Genomic DNA, 16,696 nt, shown 5'->3' on the forward strand with positions numbered 1-16,696 from the left:
CCACCGCTGATCTATCAGCGAGCTGTATACGGTCTGTTCGCGGGATGTCAGCGGGTCCCGTCATGGTCATGGCAGACGAGAAAGTGACCGTGAAACGAGGGGACCATGACCACCGAGTCAACCCAGCCGGCGATCACAGCCATGGGGCTGCGTAAGGCCGTGCCCCGCCAGATGGCGCGTTGAGGACCGAAGGGAACGAACGATGTCGTACGCGATCCGGGCTGAGGGGCTGGTCAAACGGTACGGGGAGTCGGTCGCCCTGGACGGGGTCGATCTGGAGGTGCCCGCAGGAAAGGTGATCGGTCTCCTCGGCCCGAACAGGGCGGGCAAGACCACCATCGTGCGGATCCTGGCCACACTGCTACAGCCCGATGGGGGTCACGCCACGGTCGGCGGCTACGACGTGATGAAGGACCCGGTGCGGGTCCGCGCCCTGATCGGGCTCACCGGACAGGGCACGTCGGTGGATGAGAGCTTGTCGGGCCGAGAGAACCTGGTGTCACTGGGGCGTCTGATGGATCTGTCGAGGCGGCAGGCCACAGCGCGGGCGGCCGAGTTGATGGACGGGTTCGAGCTGGCTGATGTCGCCGACCATCCGGTCAGGACCTTCTCCGAGGAGATGCGCCGCAGGCTGGATCTGGCGGCGAGCCTGGTCGGCCGACCGCAGGTGCTGTATCTGGACGAGCCGACCACAGGGCTGGATCCACATGCCCGCAAGGAGGTCTGGGAGGTCGCGCGGCGGTTGATGACCGAAGATTGCACGGTACTGCTCACCACGCAGTATCTGGAGGAGGCCGACCAACTGGCGGACCGGATCACGGCGATCGACCACGGCCGGGTGGTCGCGGAAGGCAGCCCGGAAGAGCTGAAGCGGTGGGTCGGCGGTCACAGGCTACAGGTGCGCACGACCCTGCTCTCCGATCTGGACGCGGTGCGCCCGATCCTGGCCGAGCTGACCGGGGCCACGCCCGCCCACGATCCGAACGCCGGCTTGCTGACCGTGCCGATCGCCGATCCGATATTGGCCTCCGCTCTGGTCAGACGGCTGGACAGGGCCGGTATCGGCGTCGATGAGCTGGGGCTTCGCCTGCCCAGCCCGGACGAGGTCTTCCTGGCGCTGACCGGACAGCCAGCCGTGTAGTGGACAGGGCCAGAGCTCACGGAGCCCCCGGCTGGCCGGCTTCCCCGGCCAGCCGGTTGAGCGCGTCCTTCCTCGGTAGGTCGGCGCCTCGGCGGTATGCCTGCTGGTAGCCGGGCTCGCCGAGTTTGTCGGTCAGTCTGGTGACCAGTTCGCGCAGCTCTGGTTCGCCGAGGTCGAAGGCGCCGCGGATCGCCTGGCTCATTCCGAGCGCGGTGGCCGCCCCCGCTGGGTCGTTCTCCAGCGCGAGCAGCCCGGCCAGTAGCTCCGCCGCCCAGGCCAGGCCGGCGCTGGAGCCCTGCGCGAACAGGGAACCGGCCGCCTGGGGCAGCAACTGGCGTGCTTGGGCGGCCTCACCCTCGGCGAGGCGGTTCTCCATCCGGGTGCTCACGATCAGGTCCCGGGCCATCTCTTCGGGGATCGCCCGGCGGTGACCGAGCGACTCCAGCTCATCGAGGGTATGGTTGGCCTGCTTCAGGTCGCCCGCACGGCGGTGCAGGTTGGCCAGCCCCACCAAGATGTTGGCCTCCAGCCGCCGATGGCCTCGATCGCTGGCCTGGCGCCGCGCCGCCAGGATGTCTCGCAGCGCGCCGTCCAGATCGCCGCTGCGCCTGCGCTCACGGGCGAGCCTGGCCCTGCTGAGATACAGGTAGTCCTCGGAGCCCAGCTCGGAGCTGATCGCCACTGCCCGTTCCAGCAGGGCGATCGCCTGGTCGTACTCACCCCGCAGCGAATGATCCCGGCCCAGCGGGAGCAGGCTCATCACCAGCCCCCACCGATCGCCCACCTCCTCAAAACCGCGCAGCGCCTCCCGCCGGGCGTGGGCGCCGGCCCACAGATCGCCCTGCTCGGTGAGAGCGAGGTCCTGCGCCCAGTGCGCGCTGGCCCGCACCCACGGGTCCGGCGAGTCCAACGACTGCCGCAGCCGGCGTCGCGCGAGTTCGGCGCCGCCGCTGGCGAAGGCCAGCTGAGACATCCGCACCAGCGGCAGCGCCGGATGGAACTCCCGCGCCGCCGCGGAGTCGACGCCGGCGATCGCCGAGTGCGCCGAGCTGCCCGCCGCCAGCCGCACCACCTCCACGGTGGCATGCGCGTGATCGGGCAGGCCGTAGCCCAACCTCAGCACCTCAGCCAGGAACGTCTCGAACTGGCTGCTCATCCCTCTGATACCCCAGTACCAGAACAGCGCGCCGACGAACCGGGACGCGGTGACCCCGTCCCCGGCGTCCACGGCCGCTCGCAACGCGGCGACCATGTTGTCGTGCTCGGCATCGAACAGCGCGATCGCCCGCAGCTGCTGCCCGGTCCGCAACAACGGCTCGTGCTCCTCCGCCAGCGCCAGGAAATACCCGGCGAAACGCGCGGACACCTCCTCACCGGACCTGACCAGCTGAGCAGCCGCGTACGCGCGAACCGTCTCCAGCATCCGATAGCGAGGCTCATCGCCGTCGTCGGTGGCGTTCAGCAGAGACTTCTCCACCAGCGAATCGAGTACATACGGCACGTCCCCGGCCGAAAGTAGCTCATCAGCACCCACCGCCTCCAACGCGGCCAGGGTCGCACCACCGGGAAAGACCGACAACCTGCGGGCCAGCACCCGCTCGGGCTCCTCCAGCAGATCCCAGCTCCACTCCACCACTGCCAGCAGCGTCCGCTGGCGCGGCAGCGCCGTCCTGCTCCCCGAGGTCAGCAGCCGGAAGCGATCATCCAAGCGCCGCGCGATCTGCTCCACGCTCATCGAACGCAACTTGGCCGCGGCCAGCTCCAACGCCAGCGGCAGACCATCCAGCCGCCGACAGATCTCCACCACCGCGCCCACCGTGGAATCGTCCAGCACGAAACCGGGCCTGACACCAGCGGCCCTGTCGATGAACAGACGCACCGCGGCAGACTCCGCCGCCTCCGCCGGCTCTGGCCTCTCCGCGGGCAACTCCAGCGGGCCGAGATGGCACAGCACCTCTCCGGTGATCGCCAGCGGCTCCCTGCTGGTGGCGAGAATCCGCAGACGCGGCAGCCTGGCGAGCAACTCGTGGGTGAGCTCGGCGGCGGCTTCGATGAGATGCTCGCAGTTGTCCACTATCAGGACAGCCTCGCCGACATCCAGCAGCTCGGCCAGCCGGTCGACCGGGGTGACCGGCCGCGTCTGCCCTCCCTCGTAAAGACGGCTGTCTTGGGAGCTGAGCGCGCCGAACATCGTGTCGGCCAACTGATCCGGTGCGCTCACCCCGGCCAGCGGCACGAACCACACCCGGCCGCGCTGGTGAGCCCGATCCCGGGTCACCGCCTCCAGCGACAGCCTCGTCTTGCCCGCGCCGCCCGGCCCGACGATGGTCACCAGCCGGGAAACGGCCATCAGCTCAGCCAACTGATCCAACTCACCATCCCTTCCGACGAAACTGCTCAGCTGCGCGGGAAGCCGGCTCGGTACGGCCTCTTGTCGCACCGAAGGCTGCCCCAACTCGCCGCGGAGCAGGGCCAGATGAACCTCCCGCAGCTCGGCCGAGGGATCGACGCCGAGCTCCTCGCTCAGCCTGCCTCGGATCTCCTCATACACCGCCAACGCGTCCGACTGGCGTCCGGCCGCCGACAACGCCCGCATCCGCAGCACAGCCAGCCTCTCGCTCAGCGGACGTTCGGCGCCTGCCACCCCAAGATCGGCCAGCACCTCGGCGTGCCGGCCCAGCCGCAGCTCAGCGTCAAAACGATCCTCAGCAGCCGCGGCCCGCACCTCGTCCAACCTCGCCGCGACACCACGAGCGAACGGCGCCTCCAGCACATCCGTCAGCGCCGCGCCCCGCCACAACCCCAGTGCCGCACCAAGCACCGCGGCCGCCTCTTCGTGCCGGCCCGCTGCCAGCTCACGCCTGCCCTGCCCGGCCAGCTCCTCGAACCGGTGCGCGTCCACGTCCTCGGCCCGCACCGAAAGCCGGTAGCCGCCCGCCACGGAATTCAGCGTTCCCGCCCCGCGCAGCGCCTTACGCAACCGGAACACCAACGCCTGCAGCGCGCTGGCCGCCCCTGACGGCGATTCCGCCCCCCACAGATCATCGATCAGCGAGTCGGCGGACACCGGACGACCTGCCTCCAGGGCCAGCCTGGCCAACAACATGCGCAGCCGGACACCGCCGATGTCGATCGGCGTCACGTCATCAAAGGCCCCAACCGGCCCAAGCAGGACAATATGCACTAGGGCAGCCTCCCAGACCCAGGCTCTGTCCCATCACCGCGTCCCATCACCGCGGTCTAGGGGTCTCGGAACCCCCACCGAACAAGGTTCTCTGCCGGGGGTTCCGCGGCGAGTCGGCCGCGGTCTTGCGGTGCCGCGGAGCCGATCACCTGGCCGGGATCGTACGGCGTCCACGAGTTGGTCGGTATAGCCGCGCAGTTCCGGAGTGGAGCCGAGCCGGTCCCTCAGGTCGGAGTGCAGCGACGACGAGAACATCGAGCAGTACAGGCGATGCCGACCTGCCGGAAGGTCCGGTTCACACCGGAGGCCATGCCGAAGCGGTGGACCGGTACGACGCCCACCGCAGTCGAGGCCAGCAGCGGTTTGACCATGCCGCTGCCGATGCCTGCGACGATGAATCCGGGGACGAGGTGCGTCCAGTCCGATCCGGCGTCCAGTCCCGTCGTCAGCGGCAGGCCGGCGCCCACCAGGACGAGGCCCGGGCCGATGAGCCACTTGACCGGGACGTGGCTCGACAGCCTGCCCGCCACCGTCGCGGCGACGGTCGAGCAGGCCGAGACGACGAGCCCCTCGCCGCCCGCGCCATTCGGGACCTGCTCGGCGGCCGCGCGTGCCGCCATGGCCTACCTGATCGCCGCTTCTGCGCCGAGTGCGAGCAACAGGTGGTGATCGTGTGTGAGAACGACTGCGAGCCGCCGAGCAAGGCCGTGGGCACCTGGTGGCGCGGCTGGCCGTGCCGAACCTCCGGCTTCCGAACTCACCGAACGAGCGCCGCACCGCCGCGAAGGCCACTCCGCCACGGGGCCTGCGGAGAAACTCGCAACGGTGCCCGGGACGCATCCACCGTCTCAGCTGGAACTCAATGGCGACGAACTTGCGGCCGCGCCATGACGTCCCGATGCACAAGGCGACCGCTTACCATGACGCACTCGGCGATCACTTCGCCGAACATGCGGAGACGAGCCCCTACAACGCCTACACCGACAGACCCGCAATGCTTCAACTCGCAGGCAATGTCTCCGGGGCTGGAATCCTGGATGTCGGATGTGGAGCAGGCCACTACGCGGCCGCGCTCTCGGCCCGCGGTGCCCAGATGGTCGGAATCGAAGGCAGCGCCACCCTACTGCGCCACGCGCGCACGCGTGAACGGCCATGCCGAGCCACTTCTCCATGATCTCGAAGAGCCACTCGGTTTCGCCGCTGACGCATCCTTCGACGGGGTGGTCTGCGCCCTCGTGTACGAGCACGTCAGGAACCGCGTGCAACTGCTGGGTGAACTACGCCGTGTCCTGCGGCCAGGTGGATGGATCCTGGCGTCGACCACCCATCCCACAGCCGACTGGCGCCACTTCGGAGGCTCGTACTTCAGCCACGACTGGAGAGACCTGCCCCTCGGAGACAGCAAGCTCTCGATCCACTACCAGCGCCTGCCATCGGAGACCTTCCTGGGCGAGCTATTGGCCGCAGGGTTCGTGCTGGAGCAACTGATCGAACCGCGCCCCACGGCCGACCTCCGGGAGATCGACGAAGCCGCCTACAACAGGCTTCGCCAAGCGCCATCCTTCCTCGCTGTAAAGCTAAAACGTCCTTGATCGCAATCTGCGAGCTCCATCCCGCCTCGTGGAAACCATCGCCTCCGGCGGAGAGTGCCGTGTGCGTCCGCACGGGGTTCTCCCATCGCGCCCGCTCCGTGCCCGTCAGGAGGGTCATCCAGGGAGCCTCACATGATCGGCTCCAGCCCGGAGCCGACCGGATGGCGCCGATGACGCGAATTGCCCCCATCGTGGCGGCCACACGCCCCTCAACAGACCCCGCCCCAGCCATACCTTCGAGTGCAGCCCCTGAAAACATCACAAAGGGATCATGATGACCATCGAAACCATGCTCGCCAGGGCCTCAGCCCAGCAAGCCGCCGAGTCGGAGAGCGCCGACGCCGGTCGCGAGCGACAACCATACCGAGGACTGCATCGCCGCCGGCGGCCCCTGCCCGACTCCTCGCCCGACTCCTCGCCCAAGGCGCGCGCATGATGCGCGCGGCCTGGTACGAGCGGCAGGGCCCGGCCGCCGAGGTGCTGACCGTCGGCGAGATGCCGATCCCGGAGCCCGGGTCCGGCGAGGTGCGGATCAAGGTGGCCGTCTCCGGCGTCCACGTGGGCGATCTGGGCAAGCGGCGCGGCTGGTGGGGCTCCACCATGGCCTTTCCCCGGGTGATCCCACACGGCGACGGCACGGGCGTGATCGACGCGGTCGGCGTCGGGGTGGATCCGGTACGGCTCGGCGAGCGGGTGTGGGTGTATCTGGCCCAGTCCTACCGGCCCTTCGGCACCGCCGCCGAGTACACCGTCGTGCCTGCGGCGCATGCCGTACCTCTGCCCGAGCCTGTCGAATTCGAACAGGCCGCCGGGCTGGGCATCCCCGGCATCACTGCTCACCGTGCGATCGTCGGTGACGGGCCGGTGACCGGGCAGACGATCGTGGTGACCGGCGCGCTGGGCGCCGTAGGCCGCACCGCTGTCGCAGTCGCGCGCCGCGGAGGTGCACTCGTGATCGCCACAGTACGGCAGGCGGCCTACGTCGAGCAGGCGCTGGAGGCCGGAGCCCACCACGCGATCGACGTCTCCGAAGGCGAGGTGGCCAAACGTATTCTCCAGATCGCCCCCAGCGGAGTCGATCGGGTGGCCGAGCTGGCCTTCGGCGCCAACATCGACACCGACCTGGAGATCCTGCGCTACGGCGGGACCATCGCCACCTACGCCACCGACGACGCCAACCCGGCCGTGCCGTACTGGCCCCTGGGCTTCAAGAACATCACCGTGCGCTTCCTCAGCAACGACGACTTCCCCGAGGAAGCCAACCGGGCCGCGGCCGCCGAACTCACCGCCGCCCTGCTCCAGGGCGACCTGCGCTACCCGATCGCCGGCCGCTTCGCCCTCGACGACATCGCCGAGGCCCACGACCTCACCGAACGCGCCGCTGCCACCGGCCGGGTCGTCATCCATCTCTGAAGGAGCATTCCATGACCATCTTGATCACAGGCGCCAGCGGCAACGTCTCCGGCGCCCTCCGATGTCGACGTCGTGATCGGCGATCTGGATGAGCCCTCCTCACTGGCGGAGGCCTTCGCCGGGGTCGACACGCTGTGGCTGCTCACCGCCATGGGCCCGCAGGCTCCGCATGCCAGCATGAACGCCGTCCACGCCGCCAAGCAGGCCGGGATCAAGCACGTCGTCCGCATGTCAGCCATCGGCGCGGCCCACGACGCGCCCACTCGTAATGGCCGTCTGCACGCACTGTCCGACCACGAACTGCGCGAGTCAGGCCTGGACTGGACGATCGTCAAGCCTGGCTTCTTCATGCAGAACCTGCTCGGTTCGGTCAGCGGCGGCACCATGTACGCCGGGCTCGGTCACGGCCGGCTCGGCATGATCGACGTGCGCGACATCGCCGACTTCGCCGACTTCGCCGACTTCGCCGCCACTGTGCTGACGGACCCGAAGCCGCACGCCGGCCGTACCTACACCATCACCGGGCCGCAGAGTGTCTCCCTGGACGAGGTGGCCGCCACGGTGGGTGCCACCTACCAGCCCGTCACTGACGAGCAGGCCTACGCCACAATGATCGACTTTGGCCTGCCGGAGTGGGTCGCCGCGGTCAGTGTGGAGTACGGCAGGGCCTACGCGTCCGGCTGGGGCGACTACACCGCGCCCGACTTCGCCGGGGTCGTCGGCCGCCCGGCGCGTTCGTTCGCCGAGTTCGCCCGCGATCATTCCAGACATCTCGTCTCATGACCGCCTTCGTCGTCCTGGTGAGTGCCCTGCTGCTTTCCAGGGCACTCGGGGTCACCCGCCTCGCCACGTGGCGAGGCGGTACCGCCCATGCCATGGCCATCATGCCGCCGGTCACCGCGAGCGCGCATCTGGCGTTGCTCTACCTGCTGTTGCTCCCGGCCAACGTCTACGCCGTCGTCGCAGACGTGCCCTACAACGGCGGCGAGGTCACCCCGTTGTGGTTGCGCGTTCCACTCCAGGGGCTCTGCGTCGCCGTCACCCTCTGGATCTCGATGAAGGACGCCCATGTATCTCAGCAACATCCCGTGCGCCTCGGCGGTGGCGCATAGATACGCCGAGCATGAAGGATGGTGACGGGAAGGGGTGTCGGCCGCCACGCGTCAGGTCACTCGACCTGGAGACGCTCCCGCCCGCCGACCTCGAGACCGTGCAGCAGCTCAAAGCCATCGAAAGAGAGGCCAGCCCCTAGACTTCCCCTGTGAACGAAGGGTCCAATTCGGTCGGAATGGCACGCATGTTGCTGCGGACGCTGTCACATGCGGGGATGGACCCTGCCGGCTTCGTCCACCTGCCCGACCTCCAGCCCGACGTGCTCGCCGACGATCTGGCCCGACCCTCCACTCCCACGCTGGTCTCCCTGTGGGAGCAACTCGTCACTCACGAGCTCGGCACCGCCGTCGGCGTCAACGCCGCCGCGCTCGCCCCGCTGGGGACCTACGGCGTGTGGGACTACCTGTTCACCACCGGCCCGAACCTCATCGCCAGCGCCAGCCGCGCTCTCGGCTACCTCGAACTGCTCGGCGACCCAAGCACCGAGCGGATCGAAACGATCGAGGACGGCCGGCTGTTCGTCATCCGGCACCACACCGGCCCCGCCGTACCCGACGTGGTCGAGGCCATCGAGATCTTCGCGCAGATGTTGTGGCTCAGACGGGCGCGGGAGGCCACCGGACGGCCGATCGTCCCGGCCCGGGTCACCTTCCGGCACCGTCCTCCACGGGCACACACCTACCTGGTCGAGGCGTTCGGCACCACCAGCATCGACTACGACGCGCCCTGCAACTCCCTCACATTCCTCGACGACGACGCCCGCGCACCGCTGCCGATGTCCCAGCCGGGCATCGAGCACGTGCTGGTACGCCACGCCGACCAGGTCCTGGCCGCTTCCAAGCCGATCCTGGACTGGCTGGGCACCTTCCGCCTGGCCCTCGACACCACCCTCGCCGAAGACTGCGCGCCCACCCTGGACCGGGTCGCCCAGCGACTCGCGATCAGCCCGCGCACCCTGCAACGCCGGCTCGGCGAGCACGGCACCAGCTGGCGCGAGGAGATCGAGACGGTACGGCAGGCGCAAGCGCTCAAACTGATCCGCGACACCGACCTGCCCATGCAGGCGATCGCCGCCCGGCTCGGCTACAGCGACGTGCGAGCCATGCGGCGCGCCGTACACCGCTGGCACGGCCACCCACCGCACACTCTCCGCCAGGCACCGGCCTGATCAGGGGAGCTCAGCCGAGCGTCAGCAGCGACGCGCGGACGTCGTCAGCCTCCGGTACGCCGAGGCCGGTGTAGATATAGAGGTCCAGAGCCTGTTCGGTGTGGTCGCGTGCCAGGTCGAGGTGGCCAAGGTCGCAGCGCGCATGCGCCGATCTCGCGTGGGCGCGGCGGCTGTTCTGCGACGAAGCCGGTTGCGGGCGGACCGGCCGATAAGAACCTCCTCGCTCCCATGGAACTGATCACTGATCGACTGGCGAGGGGCTGGTGCGGACGCTGATCGACCGCTGGATGGGCCTTCGGCCGCCTCTGCCGTGACGTGCGATATACGTGAGATGATCATGGCGGCGGGGGAATCGTAAACATGCCACGTGCCGGATTAGAGGCGCTGTCACCGTAGAAACGGTCACGAGCCGTAAAACCGTCGGCGCTTCGATTCTGGAAGCCGACGGGCCGTACGACCTCGGAGTGAGCTGGACTGATCTGAACAGCCGGATCGTCGACGACCTGCGTGGTGAACTGGTCTGAACGGCCTTGGACGGCATTTGGGGACCTACGGCTCAGATGTTCCGAGCTTGTACCGCACGTATCGGTCGCCAGGAGGAGCGAACTCCATGCCGTTTTCATCAAGCGCGTTGTAGGTCGTCACTTGGCCATTCGGGAAGCCGAACCCCAAAGCCACGATCGTCCCCTCCACAGCGCCGCCTCACTGGCGAGGATCTCCGTGACGTGCGTATAGCGCTTGGTCGTGGTGAGCTGGGAGTGGCCGAGGATCACCTGAACGACCCGGATGTCCACCCCTTGCTCCAGGAGCAGCGTGGCGGCCGTGTGGCGCGCGTCGTGAACCCGGGCGTCCTTGTCGATCTCGGCGAGCTTCAAGAGCCCCTTCCACTCGTCCCAGTCGTCCTTGGCGTCGATGGGGCTCCCGTCCGGCATGCACCACACGAGATCCCAGTCCTGCCACTTCTCCCCCGCCGCCCCCCACTCGATCTTCTGCGCCTGCCTGTGGAGCCCCGGAAGGACGACCAGAGGAGGCGGAACGGCGATGGTCCGCTTCCCCCTAAGGGGTCGACGACGCGTCTTAGAGAAACCTCCAGAAGGCCACGGTGGCATCTCCCCTAGCCGGTCACCAGGTGTTGCTGTCCGAGCCATGCCATCTGCACGCAAAACGACCCGGTCGGGGTGTCGCCTCGACAAGAAGGGCCATCAGATGGAACATCACCACAACCCCCACTTTGTGGAACAGGTGTAAGCACGCCGGGGGAGTTACGTGAGCGTCCACAGCCACAGCAAGGACATCCAAGCCGAAAGGCCGTCGGCGAGGAGCGGACCCACGCGGCGCGACCTGCTCAAGGGGGGCGCGGCGGTCGGTACTGCCGCCATCGTCGAGGGAACGCGGGGTGCCACGGCGCGGGCCGCCTCGGCGCCCGCCAGGGACGACGTGATCGACGTCGCCGTCATCGGCGCCGGGGTATCCGGGGCGTACGCGAGCTGGCGGCTGCTCGGCCCGGAAGCCGGGCGCAGCGGCGTGCTGATGAGGCTACGGCGGCGGCGTCGCGGTGGCCGGCTCGTGGTGCGCCTGTTCGAGAGCAGCGAGCGCGTCGGTGGCCGCCTCTTCTCGGTGACGCCACCTGGCATGCCACATCTGCACGCCGAGCTCGGCGGGATGCGCTACCTGAGCAACCAGCCGGTCGTGGCCGACCTGGTGAGACATCTCGGGTTGCCGACGGCCCCCTTCCCGGTCGACGAGCCGCAGAACCTCGTCTACCTGCGTCAGCGCCGCTTCACCATGAGGCAGTTCACCGATCCGAGGGTCGTGCCCTACGACCTGCCGGCCGCGATCCGGGGCACGACGCCGGACGACGCGCTCCTGTCGATCATCCAGCGCTTCGTCCCCGACGCCGCCCAGATGAACCACCGGGCGTGGGACAGGATCAAGCCGACGGCGTCGGCCGAGGGCCGGCGCCTGTACGACATCGGGTTCTGGAACCTGCTGCTCGATGCGATCGGGCAAGAGGGGTGGTCGTTCCTCCGCGACGGCTTCGGCTACGGGTCGGTGGTGTCCAACGTCAACAGCGCCGAGGCGATGGAGGCGTCGGTGGCGGACTTCGTCGGCTCCCCACCGCCGCAGTACCTGCTCCTGCGCGACGGCTACCAGACGATGCCCGAGGAGCTCGTCCGGCGGTTCGTGGCGGGGGGCGGGAGCGTCCACCTCCACCACCAGGTGCGCCGGATCGACCGGGAGACGGTCGACGGCGAGGAGGTGCTGGCCCTCGCCCTCACCGTGTGGCCCGAGGGCCGGCCGCTCAGGGTGCGGGCGCGCCACGTCATCCTGGCGATGCCCCAACGCTCGATCGAGCTGCTGGACCCGGACACCTTCCTCTTCTCCAGTAGCCAGCTCCTGTCCGACCTCGGCTCGATCGTCACGAGGCCGGCCTCGAAGCTCTTCCTCGCCTACGACCGGCCGTGGTGGGAGGATCTAGGTCTGGACGCCGGTCGCTCGGTGAGCGACCTTCCGCTGCGTCAGACCTACTACTGGGGAGTCGAGGGGAACCAGCCCGGGGCCGACCGCGCCAACCGCAACGCCCTGCTGCTGGCCTCCTACAACGACCTCAGCGACGTCGAGTTCTGGAACGAGCTGCTCACGCGGCCGAAACGCCTCGCCCCGGTGGCGGTGACCCGGCCGCCGCGGCCGATGGATGCCTCGGCGCCGGGGACACTGGTCGACGAGGCGCAACGCCAGCTGCGCGAGCTGCACGGCCGCCGCGCCCGCATCCCCGACCCGACAGCGGCCTACTTCCAGAACTGGGTGCAGGACCCGTACGGTGTGGCCTACCACTTCTGGCAGCTGGGGGCGAAGAGCTGGGAGATCATGCCACGGATGCGCCGCCCGATCCACGACGCCAACGTCTACATCTGCGGATCGGCGTGGTCGACCGGGCAGGGCTGGGTCTACGGCGCGCTCACCCAGGCCGAGCTGATGCTCGAGGAGCACTTCAACCTGCCGCGTCCGGCGTGGCTCTCGCCGAACGTCTACCTCGGCCCGTAGGCCGACCAGGCGGCGAAGGAGTCACGCGTCGAACGGGTTCGGGGGTTTTCTCATGTTCTGGAGTTGGTAGTCGCGGGTGGGGTCGAGGATCAGTTCGCGGAGGAGTTCTCCGGTGATGACGACTCTGGCCTTGGACACAACGTCCAGGCTCTTGATCGCGACAGTTTCCTCTGTCTCGAGACGCACTCCACTGGGGTTTCCCATGCCCTGCGACATGGGTTTCCTATGCCCTGAACCGGCACACTGCAGGGCGCGCTTCGCATGAGCAGCAGGAGAGAGCCCCTGACCAGTGGGTATGCCGGTCAGGGGCTCTCTTGCTGTGTGCGGTGGTGTACGGCCGCCACCGGTTCCCTACGGTTGATCATTCCCGATGCGTTCCCACGGGGCCTGGCTGGCTCCTCACTCCACCAGAGTTTCGAAGATGGAACCCCAGTCCTGTCTCGGCGGGTTCGAACGTCCGTGTCTGGTGAGGGTTGCGTCCGAGATTCGAAGCCGGAACCTACGGATTAAAAATCCCGCTTGATCAATGCCGTCTGCTATCGCGATGTGCCGCTCGCTGTTGCTCTGCGCGTGATCGCCCCTACCGATGTGCCAGCCGGTGGCGCGGTAGAGATGTCCGGTGGTGCGGCTCTCGGGCCGCGCGGCACCGTGGGCTGAGCGGGATGCACCACGGGCAGACCGGCCTTCATCCATGCGTCGAATCCGCCGATGACGTCGGTGGCGTTGAGCAATCCGAGGTGTCGCAGCACCGCGGCGGCCAGCGAGGAGGAGTATCCCTCGGCGCAGATCACGATCCACATGATCTCGTGGGAGGTGGCCTCGGGAATGCGGGACCCGCATGTGGGGTCAAGCCGCCACTCCAGATGGTTGCGCTCGACGATGACGGCTCCGGGTATCTCCCCCGCGTCCCGGCGCTGGAACTCGGGGCGGGTGTCGACGATCAGTGCGCCGCGACCGACCGCCGCCCACGCCTCGGCAGGCGGCAGGCGATGGAGTCCGGCGCGAGCCTGTTCCAGCAGCCGGTCGACATCAGTCGCGGGGGCGGCATACTCGCAGTTCATTGTCGGTACGCCGAGTGATTCCACGGGCATCGAGGCACTCCAGGAGTGGTACGGCGACGCGGCGGCTGGTGGCCAGGGCGATCCGCGCATCGCTGACGGTGAAAGGGGACGGCAGCCGGGCCAGTGTGTCGGCCGCCCTGTCCAGCGCGTCGGGCAGCAGGACGACGTTCTTGCCGATCGACGTCAACGCGCCCGAGCGAAGCGCGGCCGCCAGCGCCTTGCCGGTCAGGCCGAGCTCGGCCAGGCGCTCGGCGGTGGGGGCGTCGAAGCGGCGCGCGGCGAGGTCGGCGGCCAGCTCCGCGACCGCCTTGGCGATCGAGGGAGGCAGGGACCTACCGGCGGGCAGGATCCGTCCTGCCTCGATCACCAGCGGCGGCGTGACGAGCGCTTCGGCGAGCCGGCGATCGGGCAGGCCGAGCAGCTGGGCGGCGGCGTCCACGGTGATGCCCGGATCGAGCGGGGGTCGCCGCGACACCTGATCCTTGAGCCGCAGTCCCAGGGCCGACCAATGGTCTGGATCGGCGAACCAGTCACCGACCACGGGGGTGCCGCCGGGTGAGCAGCCCATCGCGGTCAGCTCCGCTCCTTTCAGCAGGCCGTACCAGCGCAGCAGGGTCGCCGAATCGGGCAGGTCCACCTCGTCGAGCGCGGCCGCCCTAGCGGCCGCGGCGCCCCGGCGCCGCAGCGGAGCGGGTCGGATGTCCAGCACGCGGAGTCCGGCGACGATCTCCCGCCGGCCAGGGTCGCGGAGCAGGCCCCTATCGCCCGTCCTGAGCGGCAGGGGACGGCTGAGCGTGAGTCTGGCGGTGCCGGTGCCCAGGAAACGGACCTTGACGGGAACGGCCGCTGAGCCGAGGTGGAGGACCGCGTCGCCTCGGTTGATCATGCCCGCGTCCAGCCGTACGTCGATGACCTGGGTCGGCATCCAGGCGTCCGGGGTCAGCAGGGCCATGCCGCGGGACAGGTCGTCGCGGTCGACGCCCCGGAGGTTGACGGCGACGCGGGCGGTCGCGGAGACCCGCTCCACCTTCTCGCCGAGTGTCTGGAGTGCGCGGACCCTGACCCGATGCCCGCCCACGTCCAGGTCGTCGCCGACGCGGAGAGTCCCTCCGGCCAGCGTCCCGGTGGCGACGGTTCCGGCTCCCTTGATGGTGAAGACCCTGTCGATCCACAACCGAACCGCGTCCTTGGTGTCCGCTTCGGGAAGCGCGGCCACGAGCCGTGCCAGGGCGGCCTCCAGCTCGGGTAATCCCTGCCTGGTCAATCCGCTGACGGTGACGGAGTCGATGCCGGCCAGGCCCGTCTCTTCGAGGCGGCCGCGAGCCTGCCTCAGAGTGGGCTCCGGATCGGCGAGGTCGGCTCGGGTGACGACCAGCAGCCCGCGCCGTACGCCCAGGGCGTCGAGTGCGGCGAGGTGCTCGGCCGACTGGGCCTGCCAACCTTCGTCGGCCGCGACGACGAACATCACCGCCGGGCACGGCCCTACTCCGGCCAGCATGTTGGTGACGAACCGCTCGTGCCCGGGGACGTCGACGAAGGCGATCCGTTCACCCGATCGGAGCGTGGTCCAGGCGAACCCAAGGTCGATGGTCATGCCGCGGCGGCGTTCCTCGGCCCAGCGGTCGGGCTCCATCCCGGTCAGCGCCCGGACCAGCGTCGATTTGCCGTGGTCCACGTGCCCGGCGGTGGCGATCACGTGCACGCGTGTTCAACCGCGGCGGCGATGACTTCGTCCTGTCCTGGCTCCACCGCGCGCAGGTCGAGCACCAGCCGCCCGCCGGTGATCCGGCCGACGACGGGGGGGTCGTTGGAGCGCAGCCGTACGGCCAGCGCCTGGTCCACGGCGATGCCCGCGCTGGGCAGCGCCACCCCTGGCGCGCCACCGCCGCCCACCCGCGCGATCGTCGCCACCACCTCGGCGCGTCTGCCCAAGCGGCGGGCGAGACGCTTCGCACGGTCGGTGAGCTCACCGACGTCGACGTGCAGATACCGGTCCAAGGGCGGGCGCGGGCCGCGTAGGGTCGCCTCGAGCGCGGCCAGGGTGAGTTTGTCCACCCGGAGCGCGCGGGCGAGAGGGTGCCTGCGCAACCGCTCCACGAGGTCGGCGTCGCCGAGCAGGAGTCCCGCTTGGGGGCCGCCGAGCAGCTTGTCACCGCTGGCCGTGACCAGCGCCGCTCCTTGGCGCAGCGCGCCGGCCGCGTCAGGCTCGTCGGGGAGCAGCGGGTCCGGCCGGAGCAATCCGGAGCCGATGTCGGCGACCACCGGCGGCCCTGCGGTTGCGAGCTCATCGATCGAAACGTCAGCGGTGAACCCCTCGATCCGGAAGTTGGACGGGTGCACCTTGAGGATGAAGCCGGTTTCCGTACCGCACGCCTCCAGATAATCGCGCAGGACGGTCCGGTTCGTGGTGCCGACCTCGCGGAGCCGGGCACCGGTGGATTCCAGCAGCTCGGGCAGGCGGAAGCCGTCGCCGATCTCCACCAGCTCGCCGCGGCTGACCACGATCTCCTTGTCCTGCGCGAGCGCTGTCGCCGCGAGTGACAGCGCCGCCGCGTTGTTGTTGACCACATGGACGGCCTGCGCCTCGGGGACGGCATGCGCCAGCGCGGCGAGGGCCGTACGGCCACGTTTGGCCCGCTGGCCGCCGGCGAGGTCGAACTCGACGTCGGCATAGCCTGCGGCCGCGGTGACCGCCGCGACGGCGGCGGGTGAGAGCGGAGCCCGGCCCAGGTTGGTGTGCACGAGCACACCGGTGGCGTTGACGACGTGCTTGAGGCCGCCGGCGGTCGCCGGTAGGAGGGCGAGCGCGGCGTCCACGGCGCCGCCGGGGTCGGCGAGGCCTTCGCGGACACGTTGCTGGGCGCTCGCGACCGCGCCTTTAACGAGGGTACGGCCGAGCGTCTCCTGGGCGGCGGCCAGCCGGTGGTCGGCCAGCATGACGTCGGTCCGCGGCACAGAACTCCGTCGATCCACTCGCGA

General features: G+C 69.4%; 15 protein-coding genes and 1 pseudogene. 9 read left to right on the forward strand and 7 right to left on the reverse strand.

Annotated features, from left to right (window positions below):
- The first annotated feature begins 202 nt into the window (after positions 1-202).
- Entirely contained in the window at positions 203-1,141 is a 939-nt protein-coding gene (locus ACQPYK_RS38290) for an ATP-binding cassette domain-containing protein (protein ID WP_433242565.1), read from the forward strand.
- A 16-nt stretch (positions 1,142-1,157) separates the two neighbouring features.
- Here ACQPYK_RS38290 and ACQPYK_RS38295 read toward each other — a convergent pair whose 3' ends face one another.
- Complete coding sequence (locus ACQPYK_RS38295) at positions 1,158-4,283, reverse strand: BTAD domain-containing putative transcriptional regulator (protein ID WP_433242568.1); 3,126 nt, start codon at positions 4,281-4,283, stop codon at positions 1,158-1,160.
- Between the two features lie 266 nt (positions 4,284-4,549).
- Positions 4,550-4,945, reverse strand: coding sequence for an MFS transporter (locus ACQPYK_RS38300; protein WP_433242571.1), 396 nt, complete (start codon positions 4,943-4,945; stop codon positions 4,550-4,552).
- Positions 4,946-5,319: 374 nt separating this feature from the next.
- Here ACQPYK_RS38300 and ACQPYK_RS38305 point away from each other — a divergent pair, with 374 nt between their 5' ends.
- The 7 genes and pseudogenes from ACQPYK_RS38305 to ACQPYK_RS38335 all read left to right on the forward strand — a co-directional run bounded on the left by ACQPYK_RS38305 (position 5,320) and on the right by ACQPYK_RS38335 (position 9,611).
- Positions 5,320-5,499: a class I SAM-dependent methyltransferase gene (locus ACQPYK_RS38305; protein WP_433259038.1), complete on the forward strand. Its 180-nt coding sequence runs from the start codon at positions 5,320-5,322 to the stop codon at positions 5,497-5,499.
- On the forward strand, positions 5,468-5,917 hold the full coding sequence (locus tag ACQPYK_RS38310; protein ID WP_433242574.1) for a class I SAM-dependent methyltransferase: 450 nt from the start codon (positions 5,468-5,470) through the stop codon (positions 5,915-5,917). Before ACQPYK_RS38305 ends, ACQPYK_RS38310 begins: the two co-directional genes overlap by 32 nt.
- 271 nt (positions 5,918-6,188) lie before the next feature.
- On the forward strand, positions 6,189-6,353 hold the full coding sequence (locus ACQPYK_RS38315; RefSeq protein WP_433242577.1) for a hypothetical protein: 165 nt from the start codon (positions 6,189-6,191) through the stop codon (positions 6,351-6,353).
- Positions 6,350-7,330: an NADPH:quinone reductase gene (locus ACQPYK_RS38320; protein ID WP_433242580.1), complete on the forward strand. Its 981-nt coding sequence runs from the start codon at positions 6,350-6,352 to the stop codon at positions 7,328-7,330. Before ACQPYK_RS38315 ends, ACQPYK_RS38320 begins: the two co-directional genes overlap by 4 nt.
- Before the next feature lie 57 nt (positions 7,331-7,387).
- A pseudogene (locus tag ACQPYK_RS38325) lies at positions 7,388-8,113 on the forward strand (NAD(P)H-binding protein); the annotation flags it as partial.
- Positions 8,110-8,442, forward strand: coding sequence for a hypothetical protein (locus ACQPYK_RS38330; RefSeq protein ID WP_433242582.1), 333 nt, complete (start codon positions 8,110-8,112; stop codon positions 8,440-8,442). The pseudogene ACQPYK_RS38325 and the gene ACQPYK_RS38330, both read left to right, overlap by 4 nt.
- A 176-nt stretch (positions 8,443-8,618) precedes the next feature.
- Positions 8,619-9,611, forward strand: a complete 993-nt coding sequence (locus ACQPYK_RS38335) for an AraC family transcriptional regulator ligand-binding domain-containing protein (protein WP_433242585.1) — start codon at positions 8,619-8,621, stop codon at positions 9,609-9,611.
- Between the two features lie 641 nt (positions 9,612-10,252).
- Here the strand turns inward: ACQPYK_RS38335 and ACQPYK_RS38340 are convergent.
- Positions 10,253-10,759 carry a tyrosine-type recombinase/integrase gene (locus ACQPYK_RS38340; protein WP_433242588.1) on the reverse strand — a complete coding sequence of 169 codons (507 nt, stop codon included), beginning with the start codon at positions 10,757-10,759 and terminating at the stop codon, positions 10,253-10,255.
- Between the two features lie 118 nt (positions 10,760-10,877).
- On the opposite strand from ACQPYK_RS38340, the gene ACQPYK_RS38345 reads away from it, so the two are divergent.
- Entirely contained in the window at positions 10,878-12,656 is a 1,779-nt protein-coding gene (locus ACQPYK_RS38345) for a flavin monoamine oxidase family protein (protein ID WP_433242591.1), read from the forward strand.
- 21 nt (positions 12,657-12,677) lie between these two features.
- Here the strand turns inward: ACQPYK_RS38345 and ACQPYK_RS38350 are convergent, their stop codons facing one another.
- The 4 genes from ACQPYK_RS38350 to selA all read right to left on the reverse strand — a co-directional run bounded on the left by ACQPYK_RS38350 (position 12,678) and on the right by selA (position 16,672).
- Positions 12,678-12,842: a hypothetical protein gene (locus ACQPYK_RS38350; protein ID WP_433242594.1), complete on the reverse strand. Its 165-nt coding sequence runs from the start codon at positions 12,840-12,842 to the stop codon at positions 12,678-12,680.
- 350 nt (positions 12,843-13,192) lie between these two features.
- The gene (locus ACQPYK_RS38355) at positions 13,193-13,717 is read right to left on the reverse strand and encodes a rhodanese-like domain-containing protein (protein ID WP_433242597.1); all 525 of its coding nucleotides are present in this window, start codon (positions 13,715-13,717) and stop codon (positions 13,193-13,195) included.
- Positions 13,686-15,419: a selenocysteine-specific translation elongation factor gene (gene selB, locus ACQPYK_RS38360; protein ID WP_433242600.1), complete on the reverse strand. Its 1,734-nt coding sequence runs from the start codon at positions 15,417-15,419 to the stop codon at positions 13,686-13,688. Before selB ends, ACQPYK_RS38355 begins: the two co-directional genes overlap by 32 nt.
- A complete protein-coding gene (gene selA, locus ACQPYK_RS38365; protein WP_433242603.1) occupies positions 15,410-16,672 on the reverse strand; it encodes an L-seryl-tRNA(Sec) selenium transferase in 1,263 nt (420 codons plus the stop codon). Before selA ends, selB begins: the two co-directional genes overlap by 10 nt.
- Positions 16,673-16,696: the final 24 nt, after the last annotated feature.

The sequence above is a fragment of the Streptosporangium sp. CA-135522 genome (assembly GCF_050949235.1).
In the GTDB taxonomy this organism is placed as follows: Bacteria; Actinomycetota; Actinomycetes; order Streptosporangiales; family Streptosporangiaceae; genus Streptosporangium.

What these genes read in the sequence shown, in the direction of transcription:
- ACQPYK_RS38290 (WP_433242565.1), top strand. Translation starts at nt 203, where the DNA reads ATGTCGTACGCGATCCGGGCTGAGGGGCTGGTCAAACGGTACGGGGAG.
- ACQPYK_RS38300 (WP_433242571.1), bottom strand. Translation starts at nt 4,945, where the DNA reads ATGGCGGCACGCGCGGCCGCCGAGCAGGTCCCGAATGGCGCGGGCGGC.
- ACQPYK_RS38305 (WP_433259038.1), top strand. Translation starts at nt 5,320, where the DNA reads ATGCTTCAACTCGCAGGCAATGTCTCCGGGGCTGGAATCCTGGATGTC.
- ACQPYK_RS38315 (WP_433242577.1), top strand. Translation starts at nt 6,189, where the DNA reads ATGATGACCATCGAAACCATGCTCGCCAGGGCCTCAGCCCAGCAAGCC.
- ACQPYK_RS38320 (WP_433242580.1), top strand. Translation starts at nt 6,350, where the DNA reads ATGATGCGCGCGGCCTGGTACGAGCGGCAGGGCCCGGCCGCCGAGGTG.
- ACQPYK_RS38330 (WP_433242582.1), top strand. Translation starts at nt 8,110, where the DNA reads ATGACCGCCTTCGTCGTCCTGGTGAGTGCCCTGCTGCTTTCCAGGGCA.
- ACQPYK_RS38335 (WP_433242585.1), top strand. Translation starts at nt 8,619, where the DNA reads ATGGCACGCATGTTGCTGCGGACGCTGTCACATGCGGGGATGGACCCT.
- ACQPYK_RS38340 (WP_433242588.1), bottom strand. Translation starts at nt 10,759, where the DNA reads ATGGCTCGGACAGCAACACCTGGTGACCGGCTAGGGGAGATGCCACCG.
- ACQPYK_RS38355 (WP_433242597.1), bottom strand. Translation starts at nt 13,717, where the DNA reads ATGAACTGCGAGTATGCCGCCCCCGCGACTGATGTCGACCGGCTGCTG.